Genomic DNA, 12,099 nt, shown 5'->3' with positions numbered 1-12,099 from the left:
TCGCTTACTCTGTCCCATATTTTTCCACCAGCGCAGCGGCGATGGCCTCGGTTTCCGCATCGGCCACGCCGCGATAATCCGCCGGACGGAAGTGCATCTGAAACGCCGCAATCAGCGCCTGCTGCTGGTACGGCGCCATCTCTTTAGTCACCTCGTAGCCATAGCTGGCCAGCAGACCCAGCAGCTTCGCTTTATCTACCCGCTGCCCCGGCGCCCTTCCGGCAAGGAAATAGGTCACGCGCGCGGCATCTGGCCACGCCCCCACGCCCTGCTGAGCAAACCACTGCCAGGGAAACAGCGGGCCGGGATCCTGCTTGCGCAGCGGCGCAATATCACTGTGCGCCACCACGTCCTGCGCACGAATACCGTAGCGTTTGATGATGTCACGCGCCAGCGGCAGCAGCGCCGCCATCTGCCCGGCGGGGAACGGCGTCCAGCTGATGCCATTGGCGGTGCGCTGCCAGCCGGGGTTCTCCAGCTCAATGCCTATCGAGGTATCATTCAGCCGCGTGGCGCCGCGCCAGTAGCTGATCCCGGCATGCCAGGCGAGCATCGACTCCGGCACTAAGCGCCACACCAGCGGCTGACCGTCATATTTTGGCGGCGTAGCGGGCAGCAGATAGTGAGCGCTGACGGCTCGCTCGGTCAGCGTAGTGAGGGAGTTAGAGAAATCCCCGGCGGTATAGTGGATCACCAGCACTTTAATGCGCGGGCGGGCGCCGTAAGCCTCCTGGCGAGTATCAACCGTGTAACCCTGCTGCGGATGCAGTCCCTGCGGGGTAATCGAGGTGTAGAGCCACACTGCCAGCAGCACCAGCAGCGGGCGTATAATCGACATCGGGCTCATCAACGGCTCAGTTTGACCGCGGTACCCGTTACGCTGACCATCAGCATGCTGCTGTCTTTGCCCACGGTTTCATAATCAATATCAATGCCGACCACGGCATCAGCGCCCAGCGCTTTCGCCTGTTCTTCCAGCTCCTTAAACGCTATCTGTCGCGCTTTTCGCAGCTCTTTCTCATAGGCGCCGGAGCGACCGCCGACGATATCGCGAATGCCGGCGAAGAAATCGCGGAAGATATTCGCCCCGAGGATCGCCTCGCCCGTCACAACACCGCAGTAACCCGTGATCGGCTGGCCTTCCAGCGTTGGGGTCGTTGAAAATTGCATAACTCTCTCCTTGATAGATCTCAGCGCCCGTACAGTTAAGCAGAGCGGCTATACTCAGTGGTAAAAACCCTTTCTTGCAGAACAATAAGGAAATCAGGATGAAATACCAAGCACTTGCTGCAATTGCTCCACTGGCCCTGTTACTCAGCGCCTGTACCAGCGTGGAGCCCGCCTACAAGGATATCGGCACCCGCATCGGGCCGTGCGTCGACGGCGGCCCCGATAGCGTGGCGCAGCAATTCTACGACATGCGCCTGCAACAGCCCAGTCAGGGTGTGCCCGATGCGCAACAGCTGGCGAAATATCGGCCGTATCTCAGCGATAAGCTCTACCAGACTTTGCTGAAAGAGCGCAGCGAACCGCAGAAGGCGCGCCTGCTGAGCGGCGATCTGTTCTCCAGCCAGCGTGACGGCGCAACCGCGGCCAGCGTGGCGGATGCCTCGACCATCCCCAACACCGATGCGCGCAATATTCCGCTGCGCGTCAACTTATCGCGTGGCAGCAGCGAATGGCAGGATGAGGTGCTAATGGTCCGTGAAGGCACCTGCTGGACGGTCGATGATGTGCGCTACCTTGGGGCAGCCCCGCATCTGGCTGGCGGTTCGCTCAGCCAGCTGCTGCTAAAATAGGCAAATTATGCGTGCCGCCAACCGGCGGCACGATCTCGCGCACACATTTGCATAACCGCAGTGGCGCATTGCGGTGAAAGCCGTAACATCACGCGATGTTGTGCTACTCTTTAACCACCCTGCCCGCAAAAATAAATTTTAACGCACGATGATTGCATAACTATGCTGTCAACGTTAAGATTCGCGGCACTAATTACTATTCAGTTTTTGCGCATGAGTATTCAACTAAACGGTATAAACTGCTACTACGGTGCCTACCAGGCGCTATTTGACATTCAGCTGACGTGCCCACAGGGCGAGACGTTGGTTCTGCTGGGGCCTAGCGGTGCCGGGAAAAGCTCACTCCTGCGTGTCTTAAACCTGCTGGAGATGCCGCGTTCCGGTACGCTCGACATCGCCGGTAGCCGCTTTGATTTCAGCAAGCCCCCGTCCGACAGCGCCATCCGCGAACTGCGCCAGAACGTTGGCATGGTGTTCCAGCAGTATAATCTCTGGCCGCATCTGACCGTCACCCAGAACCTGATCGAAGCGCCGTGCCGCGTGCTCGGTTTAAGCAAAGAGCTGGCCCATCAGCGGGCGGCGAAATTGCTCGATCGCCTGCGTCTGAAAGACTTTGCCGACCGTTTCCCGCTGCACCTTTCCGGTGGACAGCAGCAGCGCGTGGCGATCGCCCGTGCGCTGATGATGGAGCCAGCCGTGCTGCTGTTTGACGAACCCACCGCCGCACTGGATCCGGAGATCACCGCCCAGGTCGTCAGCATTATCCGCGAGCTGGCGCAGACCAACATCACTCAAGTGATCGTGACCCACGAAGTGGAAGTGGCGCGTAAAACGGCCAGCCGCGTGGTGTATATGGAAAACGGTTATATCGTCGAACAGGGTGATGCCAGCCGCTTTACACAGCCGCAAACCGACGCGTTTGCCAATTATCTTTCGCACTAACTGCAGGAAATAATGATGAAAAAAGTTGTAATTGCCGCACTGTTAGCCGGTTTCAGCCTGAGCGCCAGCGCTGCTCAGACCATTCGTTTTGCCACTGAAGCGTCTTACCCTCCGTTTGAGTTTGTTGACTCCGATAACAAAATTCAGGGCTTCGACGTCGATCTGGCGAACGCGCTGTGCCGCGAAATGGGCGCGACTTGCACCTTTACTAACCAGGCCTTCGACAGCCTGATCCCCAGCCTGAAGTTCCGCCGCTTCGACGCGGTGATGGCCGGTATGGATATTACTCCTGAGCGTGAAAAGCAGGTGCTGTTCACTAAAGCTTATTACGACAACTCTGCCCTGTTTATCACCCAGAAAGGCAAAGTGGCTGACGTGGCGGCGCTGAAGGGCAAACGCGTTGGCGTACAGAACGGCACCACGCACCAAAAATATCTCGGTGAGAAGCTGCCAGGTGTCAACGTTGTCCCTTACGACAGCTACCAGAACGCTATTCTTGACCTGAAAAATGGCCGTATTGATGCTGTCTTCGGTGACACCGCGGTGGTGAACGAATGGCTGAAGCAGAACACCACGCTGGCCCCAATCGGCGAGAAAGTGACGGATAAAGCCTACTTTGGCACCGGCCTCGGCATTGCCGTTCGCCAGGGTAACAGCGAACTGCAGGGCAAGTTCAACGCCGCGCTGGACAAGGTGAAAGCCGACGGCACCTACAAAACTATCTACAGCAAGTGGTTTCAGCAGTAATTAATGAACGAACTTTATCCTCTTGTCAGCGCCGCCGGGATGACCGTCGGCCTGGCCCTCTGTTCCCTGGTCGCCGGCCTGGTGCTGGCGATGGTGTTTGCCGTCTGGGAATCGGCACGCTGGCGCCCGCTGGCGTGGCTCGGCACCGGGCTGGTGACGCTGTTTCGCGGCCTGCCGGAAATCCTCGTGGTGCTGTTTGTCTACTTCGGCGCGTCGCAGCTGCTGCTGACGCTGTCTGACGGATTCAACATTAACCTCGGATTTACCCAGATCCCGGTGCAGGTCAACATTGAAAACTTCGACGTCAGCCCGTTCCTCTGCGGGGTGATTGCCCTGGCCGTGCTCTACTCCTCCTACGCATCACAAACCCTGCGCGGCGCGCTGCAAGCGGTGCCGGTTGGTCAGTGGGAGTCCGGTCAGGCGCTGGGGATGAAAACCTCAGCGATCTTCTTCCGTCTGGTGATGCCGCAGATGTGGCGTCATGCGCTGCCGGGGCTGGGCAATCAGTGGCTGGTGCTGCTAAAAGATACCGCGCTGGTCTCGCTGATCAGCGTCAACGACATCATGCTGCAGACCAAAAGTATTGCCACCCGCACCCAAGAGCCCTTCACCTGGTATCTGATTGCGGCGGCGATCTATCTGCTGATCACCCTGTTCAGCCAGCAGGTGCTCAAACGCATTGAACTGCGCACCACCCGTTTTGAGCGCGGAGACTCCTGATGCTGAGCTATTTTCCCGAACTGTTAAAGGGGCTGCACACCAGCCTGACGCTGACTGTGGCTTCACTGCTCCTCGCGCTGGTTCTGGCGCTGGCGTTTACCGTGATCCTCGCGCTAAAGGTGCCGGTGCTCAGCCTGATTACCCGCGGCTATATCACGCTGTTTACCGGCACCCCGCTGCTGGTGCAGATCTTCCTGATTTACTACGGGCCGGGCCAGTTCCCCGCCATCCAGAATATTGGCTGGCTATGGAACCTGCTTTCCCAGCCGTGGCTGTGCGCGCTGCTGGCGCTGTCGCTCAACAGTGCTGCCTATACCACCCTGCTGTTTCACGGCGCGGTGAAGGCTATCCCTGCCGGACAGTGGCACTCCTGCGCGGCGCTGGGGATGAACCGCCAGGATACGCTGCGCATTCTGCTGCCTTATGCCTTTAAACGCGCCCTCTCCTCCTATTCCAATGAGGTGGTGCTGGTATTTAAAAGCACGTCACTGGCCTACACCATCACGCTGATGGAAGTGATGGGGCACGGCCAGCTGCTGTATGGGCGCACCTATGACGTCACGGTGTTTGCCGCTGCCGGCGTGGTTTACCTGTGTGTTAACGGCCTGCTGACGCTGCTGATGCGGCTGATTGAGCGCCGGGCATTGCGTTTTGAGCACCGAAACTAATGCCGACGGCCAGCACGGTTTTTTCCGGCTGGCATCGGCGAATAAAACGCCTTCACCGCAGCTTAATCACTCAATGACTCGCCTGCTGGTGGGCTGATACTGAGTTGGACTTTGAGATCGCAAGGAATTTACAGATGAAAAAACTCGTTCTGGCAGCCCTGCTTGCCGGCGTAGCCTTTGGAACCCAGGCTGCAGAAAAGATCCGCTTTGCCTCTTCGGCAACCTACCCGCCATTTGAATCTCTCAATAGCGACAACCAGATCGTGGGATTTGATATCGACCTGGCAAAAGCGCTGTGTGCCGAGATGAAAGCCGAGTGCAGCTTCACCAACAACCCGTTTGACAGCCTGGTGCCCGCACTGAAGTTCCGCCGCTATGATGCGGTGATTTCCGGTATGGATATTACCGAGGAGCGCAGCAAGCAGGTGAGCTTTACCCAACCGTACTATGCCAACTCCGCCATTGTGATCGCCCCTAAAGGCAAGTTCACCAGCCTGGCGCAGTTTAACGGTAAGCGCATTGGTATTGAGAATGGCACTACGCATCAGAAATATTTGCAGGACAAATACCCGGATGTCACCTCTGTCTCCTACGACAGCTACCAGAACGCGATTCTCGACCTGAAAAATAATCGTCTCGATGGAATTCTAGGCGATAGCGCAGTGGTGGGTGCATGGCTGAAAACCAACCCGAATCTGGCCCCGGTCGGCGAGCATATTACCGACAGCAGCTATTTCGGCACCGGTCTTGGTATCGCGGTGCGTAAAGACAACGATGCGCTGCTGGCAAAGCTCAATGCGGCGATCGAAGTGCTGAAGGCGAATGGCACAATCGCGAAACTTAATAAGCAGTGGTTCCCGGAATAACTCATCCGGGTGAACGACCGGCGGGCGAAGCATGCCTCGCCCCTTCGTTTAGATGCCATCCTGTCACGTCCAGGGTCGACCTTTTTTCGGTCGACCCTTTTTACCGCATTAAACCCGCTGCAACAGCGTTAGCACTTCGTAATGTGCGGTGTGCGGGAACATATCAAACAGCTGCACCCTGACCACACGATAAGCGGGCAGACGCCCGATATCGGCCGCCATCGTCACGGCATTACAGCTTGAATAGAGCACCCACGGCGGTGCCATCTGCTCCAGATAGTCGCACAGCGCGGCGCCGATCCCCCGGCGCGGCGGGTTGACCAGTACCAGTTCCGGCACGCTGCCCTCGCCGGTAGCAAAGGCGGTGGAGTCCAGCGCGGCAAAGCTCACCTGAGTTAATCCCATCTGCCGGGCGGACTGCTGCGCGCAGGCTATCGCTTCTTTGCTAATCTCAATACCCGTCAGCGCCATCTCCGGCGTGGCGCAGTGCAGACCAAAGCCGCCGACGCCGCAGAACAGATCCCACATCGCTTTAACCTTGAGATCGCGTACCCATTCGCGCGCCGTCGCATACAGCTCAGCGGCCACGCGCGGGTTGGTCTGGAAGAAACTTTTCGGCAGCATGGAGAGCGGCACATCGTTGAAGCGTTCGGCCAGCTGCTGATTGTCCGTCAGCGGGATCTCCTCCTCCCCTTCCATAATCGCCATCGGCACCGGCTGGATATTGGCTGAGATCGCCACCAGCTGCGGTAGCGCCTGCTGGAGCTGCGGCAGCGCCGCGCGCAGCTTTGCCAGCTTGGTCGTGGAGCGCAGTACAAAGCGCAGCATCAGCTCGCCGCTGTGCTGACTTTCCGTCAGCAGAATATATTTCAGCTCACCGCGGCGGCGCGCCACGTTATAGGGCGTCAGTCCGGCGCGGGCAATAAACGGGCGCAGCTCGGCAAAGACGGCCGCGAAGCTGTCGGGATAGAGCGGGCAGTCGCACAGATCCACCGGTGTGCCGTCACGATGCAGCATCCCCAGCAGAGGGCGCTCAACGCTGCCGCTGACCACCATCTTGGCTTTATTACGAAATTTCTGCTGTGCAGACACCACCGGCGGCAGCCATTGGCCGACCGGAAACGCGCCCAGCAGCTGCTGCAGGTGCGACTGTTTTTGCGAGAGTTGCTGGGGGTACGGGGTCTCAAGCCACTGGCAGGAGCGGCAGCGGCCCGCGTCATAAAGCGCGCAATGCATGATAAAGCCTAATCAGGGAAGCGAAATGCAGCCGATAAGTATATACCCAAAATAGGTGAGGTTGCATCAAGGCGGCAAGTCCGATGAGCTTACATCCATGACGGATACCAGTGTTGGTTTAGCGATAGCCACGCTTACGGTAGAAGTGGCGGCTACTGAGCGGCACAAACAGCAGCAGCAGTACCACAAAATCGGGAAACTTGTGCGCCAGTAACGCCTGAATAATCTGACGATTAGTGTCACCGCTGATGCTGAAAATCTCCGGATAGATCCAGCCCATCGACGCAGCGAACATATACAACAGCACCACCACCTGCGTCAGCAGGTAACCCCAGCGCCCCCAGTTATGGCCGCGCATCAGGGCGATGGCACAGCGCAGTTCGATAAAGAAGATCAGCTGGCTGGCGATGAAGATCAGCGTTGAATCCCAGGCCTGAGCGCTGCGATGAATAAAGTTCATCACCTCTTCAACGCCCAGTTCGTTAGCCAGCAGCACGACGCCCAGGCAACGGGTGGCAATAATGGCACTGCCGGCAATCCACACCGGCACCGGAATGCCGGATGCCGTGTGCGACACCGCTTTGACCTCTCTCAACACCTCTGACATCGCTCTCTCCAACTTTTCCGAACGTTTGCCCCACGCTGGTGCAACTGATCCATGGTGGTGTCTCACTGCCGCCCCGCTAAGAATATCCCTGGCCGGATGAGAAAAAAAGCGTCTTTTATTTCACCAGTGAAAATAAATTAACTTTTTTAACTCTGCCCGCGCAGCCAAATTGCCCCTTGCTGCCGCGATCTATTGCCGCAATAAAATAAGCCACTTATTTCTGGCACGATCCCTGCAATCGATATCAGGGGGTTCGCTAAATATCGGCAACGGCCCCTCTATTTTTAGCCTGAATGCGCAATTAATTCCACTATACGGAACAAAAATTGCCAGAAAGCTATTTTGTTTATTTTTGAAACTATCAGGGAGTCGCAAGATCGATGTCTGAAGATAAATTACCGCTTTCGGCTGAAAAGTGGTCAGTCGGCACAGGCGCCTGGCTGGCATTAATATTGGCCATCCTGTTTTTCTCCGGCCTGTTTTTTAACGTGGAGGGCATGGCCTGGCTGGGCGCCTTTGATTTCACCACCCTCGGCGGCAGCTTCGGCACCATGAAAGATCCGGCGCATAACACCTTCGTTGGCGCCGGTGGCCTGAGCGCCAAAGCGGGCTTTCTGTTCGCACTGTCGCTGGTGCCCACGGTAATGCTGGCACTCGGCCTGCTGGAGATCTTTACCCACTATGGCGCCATCCGCGCCGCCCACAAACTGCTGACGCCGCTGCTGCGCCCGCTGTTAGGCATCCCGGGCCGTACCGGGCTGGCGCTGATTACCGATCTGCAAAGTACCGACGCGGGTGCAGCATTAACCAAAGAGCTTTACGACAACAAGCAGGTGAGTAAAAAAGATGTGGTGATTATGGGCGCCTGGCAATATTCCGGCGCCGGGCTGATTAATAACTACTTCTCAATTGGCTCAGCGCTATTTGCTTCGCTGGCAACGCCGGTACTGGTTCCGCTGGTGCTGATGTTTGTACTGAAATTTGTCGGCGGCGCGTTTGTGCGCCTGATGTTGAATACCCTGTATAAGCGAGACTTCCAGCATGCAGAATAACCCACAGGTTAACGTCTCTAATAATCCGTTTGATATCTTTGTGGTGGGGGCGCGTAAAGGCTTCCATATTGCCATCCACAACTTAATGCCTAACGTAGTGATGGCGTATGTCATTGCTGAGGTGCTGAATCTGCTCGGGGTGATGACGCTGATTGGTGATGTTTTCGCCCCGGTAATGGGCCTGTTTGGCCTGCCGGGGCAAGCGGTCACCGTGCTGCTCACTGCCTGGCTCTCCTCTTCTGCCGGCACTGGCGTGGCGATCAGCCTGCTGGCTAAGGGCGTACTGAGCGGCGCGGATATTACCATTTTAACCCCGGCGATCTTTTTGATGGGTTCTCAGTTACAGTATATGGGCCGCCTGCTGGGCGTGTCTGACGTGCCGAAAAAGTACTGGCCCCTGTTAATGCTGACCAGCATTATGAATGCGGTAATTTCCATGCTGGTGATGCGAGTCGTTGCGTAATAAAAGCTGAATGGAGTGCATAACGTGTTAAAAGTTTTGGAGCATTACAACTACCTGCATGAAATCCCGGAGCTGGGTTTCGAGGAATTCAAAACCTCGGCGTATATCAGCCAGCAGCTGAAGGCCGCCGGTTACGCCGTGCAGGACAATTTCAATGCCACCACGGGGATCGTCGCGGTGCTGGACAGCGGCATACCCGGCCCAACGCTGGCGCTGCGTGCCGATATGGATGCCCTCGGCCATGTGATTAACGGCGTGCCCTGCGCCCGCCATACCTGCGGCCACGATGGACACTCCTCGGTGGTGCTGACGGCAGCCCAGGAGCTGATCGCCGAGCAGGCGGTGAAGAAAGGCCGCCTGAAGCTGATTTTCCAGCCGGCCGAAGAGTTAGGCACCGGCGCGCTGGCGATGATCGCCGGGGGAGCAATCGACGATGTCGATATGATCCTCGGCTTCCACGTGCGCCCGGCGGAAGAGTGCGCGGTTGGCACCGCCATCCCGGCAGTTTACTACTCCGCCTGCGTCACCGTTGAGGCGATCGTTCGCGGCCAGACCGCCCACGGCGCGCGCCCGCATCTCGGCGTCAATGCGCTGGATGCCGCAGTCAGCGCGGTGAACGCCGTCAACGCTATTCATATGGCCCCGAACAGCGTCTGGAGCGCCAAAGCCACGCGTTTCCTGTGCGACGCGGGCGTCACCAACTCGATCCCGGATGAAGCACGCGTGGTATTCGACCTGCGCGCCGCGAAAAACGAGGATATGGTGGAGTTGCAGAGCCGGGTGCAGCGCGCTATCGAACACAGCGTGGCCGCCTTTGGCGCAACGGCTGAAGTGCTGACGTTAAAAGCGATGCCCGCCGCAGAAATTGATGACGAGATGAGCGCGCTTATCTCCGGCGCGATTGTTGAAGTGCTGGGCGAAGACGCACTGATGGAGCCGCGCTCCACGCCGGGCAGCGAAGATTTCTTCCACTATCCGGTCCAGCGCCCATCGCTAAAGGCTGGTTTTTGGGGATTAGGAACGGGGCTGGTGCCGGGTCTGCATCACCCGGATATGCACTTTGATCTCAACTCGCTGCCGGTCGGCATCAAGATCTTCAAAGCCTGCGTGAAGAAGGTGCTGGGATAAAAGGCACGGGCGAGGCATGCCTCGCCGCTACAGATATCGTAGGGGACGGGCATGCCCGTCCCTTTTAATGGCCGCCACGCGCCTTCTGGATATCCTTCAAACGCTGTTTCTCTTCGTGCGCCATAAAGCGCCAGGCGATAAACCCGACCAGCCCCACCACAATCAGGATCAGCGATGCCAGGGCGTTAATCTCCGGGTTAATCCCACGGCGCACGGTGGCGAAGATCTGCATCGGCAGCGTGGTCGCGCCCGGCCCGGTAACAAAGCTGGATATCACCAGGTCATCCAGCGACAGGGTAAACGCCAGCAGCCAGCCGGTGACAATTGCCGGGGCAATCATCGGCACGGTAATCACGAAGAACACCTTCAGCGGCGTAGCACCGAGGTCCATTGCCGCTTCCTCGATCGAGCGGTCCAGCTCGCGCAGGCGCGAGTTGATCACCACTGCGACATAGGCGGTACAGAACGTCACGTGCGCCAGCCAGATAGTCAGCATGCCGCGGTCGGCGGGCCAGCCAAATGCATTGGCCATTGCAACAAACAGCAGCAGCAGCGACAGCCCGGTAATCACGTCCGGCATCACCAGCGGTGCGGTCAGCATAAAGGCAAACCCCGTCGATCCCTTAAAACGGCCAAAGCGCACAATCACTACTGCCGCGATAGTGCCGAGGATCACCGCCGCCGTGGCCGCCAGCGCGGCAATCGACAGGCTAAGCGTCACCGCGCTAATCATCGCATCGTCGTGGAATAGCACGCTGTACCAGTGCAGGGAGAAGCTTTCCCACGCCGCCAGCTGCGATGAGTTAAACGAGTAGATCACCAGCAGCAGCATCGGCGCATACAGGAAGAAGAAGCAGACGGAGAGGATCGCCGTGCGCCACTTGGATTTAATGGTCGGCAGATTACTCATCCCTCATCCCCCACTTCTTTATTCTGATGTTTGTGGAACCAGATAATCGGCAGGATCAGGATCAGCAGGATAATCACCGCCAGCGCGGAAGCCACCGGCCAGTCGCGGTTGTTGAAGAACTCCTGCCACAGCACGCGGCCAATCATAATACTGTCCGGGCCACCGAGCAGTTCCGGGATCACGTACTCCCCGACCGCCGGAATGAACACCAGCATCGACCCGGCGATAATTCCGCCTTTGGTCAGAGGGACGATCACGCTAAAGAACGTTTTCAGCGGGCGCGCGCCCAGATCGAGCGAAGCTTCCACCAGCGAGTAGTCAATGCGCGTCAGCGCCGTGAAGATCGGTAACACCATAAACGGCAGATAGCAGTAAACAATGCCGATATAGACCGCCAGGTTAGTGTAAAGAATGGCGATCGGATGGTCGGTAATGCCGGTCCACATCAGAAAGCGGTTCAGCACGCCGTTATCGTTGAGGATCCCCATCCAGGCATAAACGCGTACCAGGAAGGAGGTCCACGACGGCAGGATCACCAGCAGCAGCAGAATGTTGCGCGTCGACGGGGCTGCATGGGCGATTGCCCACGCCAGCGGATAACCTATCGCCAGGCAGATCAGCGTCGAGATCGCCGCCACCTGCAGTGAATGCAGATAAGCATCGACATACAGCGGATCATCGGTCAGCGTAATATAGTTACCGAAGTTCAGCACCATATTCAGCTGGCCGTCGGCCCAGCTCAGCAGCTCGGTATAGGGCGGAATAGCGCGCGCAATATCGGCAAAGCTGATTTTCAGCACAATCAGGAACGGCAGCAGGAACAGCAGCGACAGCCAGAGATAAGGCAGCGCAATCACCAGCTTGCGACCGTGCGCCATCTGGAAGCGCGTCAGCAGCCCTTTGAAGCCGGTTTGCTGGCCGCTCGGTGGCTCAGTGGTACGTTCAGAATATTGGCTCATCT

The 12,099-nt window shown here is 57.8% G+C and carries 15 protein-coding genes; 9 read left to right on the top strand and 6 right to left on the bottom strand.

Features of this window, described 5'->3' with window-relative positions:
• Positions 1-4 precede the first annotated feature (4 nt).
• Complete coding sequence (locus ID864_RS00335) at positions 5-847, bottom strand: N-acetylmuramoyl-L-alanine amidase (RefSeq protein ID WP_048916559.1); 843 nt, start codon at positions 845-847, stop codon at positions 5-7.
• Positions 847-1,170 carry a heavy metal-binding domain-containing protein gene (locus ID864_RS00330; RefSeq protein ID WP_048916560.1) on the bottom strand — a complete coding sequence of 108 codons (324 nt, stop codon included), beginning with the start codon at positions 1,168-1,170 and terminating at the stop codon, positions 847-849. The genes ID864_RS00335 and ID864_RS00330 overlap by 1 nt, the downstream gene beginning before the upstream one ends.
• A gap of 98 nt (positions 1,171-1,268) precedes the next feature.
• Between ID864_RS00330 and ID864_RS00325 the strand changes: the two genes are divergently transcribed.
• The 6 genes from ID864_RS00325 to ID864_RS00300 all read left to right on the top strand — a co-directional run bounded on the left by ID864_RS00325 (position 1,269) and on the right by ID864_RS00300 (position 5,742).
• Positions 1,269-1,799, top strand: a complete 531-nt coding sequence (locus ID864_RS00325; protein WP_048916561.1) for a lipoprotein — start codon at positions 1,269-1,271, stop codon at positions 1,797-1,799.
• A 213-nt stretch (positions 1,800-2,012) separates the two neighbouring features.
• Positions 2,013-2,741: an arginine ABC transporter ATP-binding protein ArtP gene (artP, locus tag ID864_RS00320; RefSeq protein WP_099754071.1), complete on the top strand. Its 729-nt coding sequence runs from the start codon at positions 2,013-2,015 to the stop codon at positions 2,739-2,741.
• Positions 2,742-2,756: 15 nt separating this feature from the next.
• Positions 2,757-3,488 carry an arginine ABC transporter substrate-binding protein gene (gene artJ / locus ID864_RS00315; RefSeq protein WP_048916563.1) on the top strand — a complete coding sequence of 244 codons (732 nt, stop codon included), beginning with the start codon at positions 2,757-2,759 and terminating at the stop codon, positions 3,486-3,488.
• Positions 3,489-3,491: 3 nt separating this feature from the next.
• Positions 3,492-4,208, top strand: coding sequence for an arginine ABC transporter permease ArtQ (gene artQ / locus ID864_RS00310; protein ID WP_062818333.1), 717 nt, complete (start codon positions 3,492-3,494; stop codon positions 4,206-4,208).
• Positions 4,208-4,876 (top strand): arginine ABC transporter permease ArtM, encoded by a 669-nt coding sequence (gene artM, locus ID864_RS00305; RefSeq protein WP_048916565.1) that lies wholly within the window; start codon positions 4,208-4,210, stop codon positions 4,874-4,876. Before artQ ends, artM begins: the two co-directional genes overlap by 1 nt.
• A 134-nt stretch (positions 4,877-5,010) precedes the next feature.
• Positions 5,011-5,742, top strand: coding sequence for an arginine ABC transporter substrate-binding protein (locus ID864_RS00300; RefSeq protein ID WP_099754072.1), 732 nt, complete (start codon positions 5,011-5,013; stop codon positions 5,740-5,742).
• A gap of 108 nt (positions 5,743-5,850) precedes the next feature.
• Here the strand turns inward: ID864_RS00300 and rlmC are convergent, their stop codons facing one another.
• Both rlmC and ID864_RS00290 read right to left on the bottom strand, forming a co-directional pair.
• Positions 5,851-6,978, bottom strand: coding sequence for a 23S rRNA (uracil(747)-C(5))-methyltransferase RlmC (gene rlmC / locus ID864_RS00295; protein WP_191149240.1), 1,128 nt, complete (start codon positions 6,976-6,978; stop codon positions 5,851-5,853).
• A gap of 118 nt (positions 6,979-7,096) precedes the next feature.
• A complete protein-coding gene (locus ID864_RS00290; RefSeq protein WP_048916568.1) occupies positions 7,097-7,585 on the bottom strand; it encodes a YbjO family protein in 489 nt (162 codons plus the stop codon).
• Between the two features lie 380 nt (positions 7,586-7,965).
• On the opposite strand from ID864_RS00290, the gene ID864_RS00285 reads away from it, so the two are divergent.
• From ID864_RS00285 to ID864_RS00275, 3 genes are read left to right on the top strand one after another with little or no spacing between them, the layout of a single operon-like run.
• On the top strand, positions 7,966-8,637 hold the full coding sequence (locus ID864_RS00285; RefSeq protein WP_048916569.1) for a nucleoside recognition domain-containing protein: 672 nt from the start codon (positions 7,966-7,968) through the stop codon (positions 8,635-8,637).
• Complete coding sequence (locus tag ID864_RS00280; protein ID WP_099754074.1) at positions 8,627-9,100, top strand: YjiG family protein; 474 nt, start codon at positions 8,627-8,629, stop codon at positions 9,098-9,100. The genes ID864_RS00285 and ID864_RS00280 overlap by 11 nt, the downstream gene beginning before the upstream one ends.
• Positions 9,101-9,124: 24 nt before the next feature.
• A complete protein-coding gene (locus ID864_RS00275; protein WP_048916571.1) occupies positions 9,125-10,228 on the top strand; it encodes an amidohydrolase in 1,104 nt (367 codons plus the stop codon).
• A gap of 64 nt (positions 10,229-10,292) precedes the next feature.
• On the opposite strand, the gene potI is transcribed toward ID864_RS00275, so the two are convergent.
• Both potI and potH read right to left on the bottom strand, forming a co-directional pair.
• A complete protein-coding gene (gene potI / locus ID864_RS00270) occupies positions 10,293-11,138 on the bottom strand; it encodes a putrescine ABC transporter permease PotI (protein WP_048916572.1) in 846 nt (281 codons plus the stop codon).
• A complete protein-coding gene (potH, locus tag ID864_RS00265) occupies positions 11,135-12,097 on the bottom strand; it encodes a putrescine ABC transporter permease PotH (RefSeq protein WP_191149239.1) in 963 nt (320 codons plus the stop codon). The genes potI and potH overlap by 4 nt, the downstream gene beginning before the upstream one ends.
• Between the last annotated feature and the right edge of the window lie 2 nt (positions 12,098-12,099).

This window comes from Erwinia aphidicola, from assembly GCF_014773485.1.
Lineage (GTDB): Bacteria > Pseudomonadota > Gammaproteobacteria > Enterobacterales > Enterobacteriaceae > Erwinia > Erwinia aphidicola.
This window is presented reverse-complemented; position numbering and strand designations above follow the sequence as displayed.

Bases quoted from the DNA above. Each gene is read 5' to 3' on its own strand.
- ID864_RS00285 (WP_048916569.1), top strand. From the start codon at position 7,966: ATGTCTGAAGATAAATTACCGCTTTCGGCTGAAAAGTGGTCAGTCGGC.
- ID864_RS00300 (WP_099754072.1), top strand. From the start codon at position 5,011: ATGAAAAAACTCGTTCTGGCAGCCCTGCTTGCCGGCGTAGCCTTTGGA.
- ID864_RS00330 (WP_048916560.1), bottom strand. From the start codon at position 1,170: ATGCAATTTTCAACGACCCCAACGCTGGAAGGCCAGCCGATCACGGGT.
- artP (WP_099754071.1), top strand. From the start codon at position 2,013: ATGAGTATTCAACTAAACGGTATAAACTGCTACTACGGTGCCTACCAG.
- artM (WP_048916565.1), top strand. From the start codon at position 4,208: ATGCTGAGCTATTTTCCCGAACTGTTAAAGGGGCTGCACACCAGCCTG.
- rlmC (WP_191149240.1), bottom strand. From the start codon at position 6,978: ATGCATTGCGCGCTTTATGACGCGGGCCGCTGCCGCTCCTGCCAGTGG.
- artJ (WP_048916563.1), top strand. From the start codon at position 2,757: ATGAAAAAAGTTGTAATTGCCGCACTGTTAGCCGGTTTCAGCCTGAGC.
- potI (WP_048916572.1), bottom strand. From the start codon at position 11,138: ATGAGTAATCTGCCGACCATTAAATCCAAGTGGCGCACGGCGATCCTC.
- ID864_RS00325 (WP_048916561.1), top strand. From the start codon at position 1,269: ATGAAATACCAAGCACTTGCTGCAATTGCTCCACTGGCCCTGTTACTC.
- ID864_RS00280 (WP_099754074.1), top strand. From the start codon at position 8,627: ATGCAGAATAACCCACAGGTTAACGTCTCTAATAATCCGTTTGATATC.
- ID864_RS00290 (WP_048916568.1), bottom strand. From the start codon at position 7,585: ATGTCAGAGGTGTTGAGAGAGGTCAAAGCGGTGTCGCACACGGCATCC.
- ID864_RS00335 (WP_048916559.1), bottom strand. From the start codon at position 847: ATGAGCCCGATGTCGATTATACGCCCGCTGCTGGTGCTGCTGGCAGTG.
- potH (WP_191149239.1), bottom strand. From the start codon at position 12,097: ATGAGCCAATATTCTGAACGTACCACTGAGCCACCGAGCGGCCAGCAA.
- artQ (WP_062818333.1), top strand. From the start codon at position 3,492: ATGAACGAACTTTATCCTCTTGTCAGCGCCGCCGGGATGACCGTCGGC.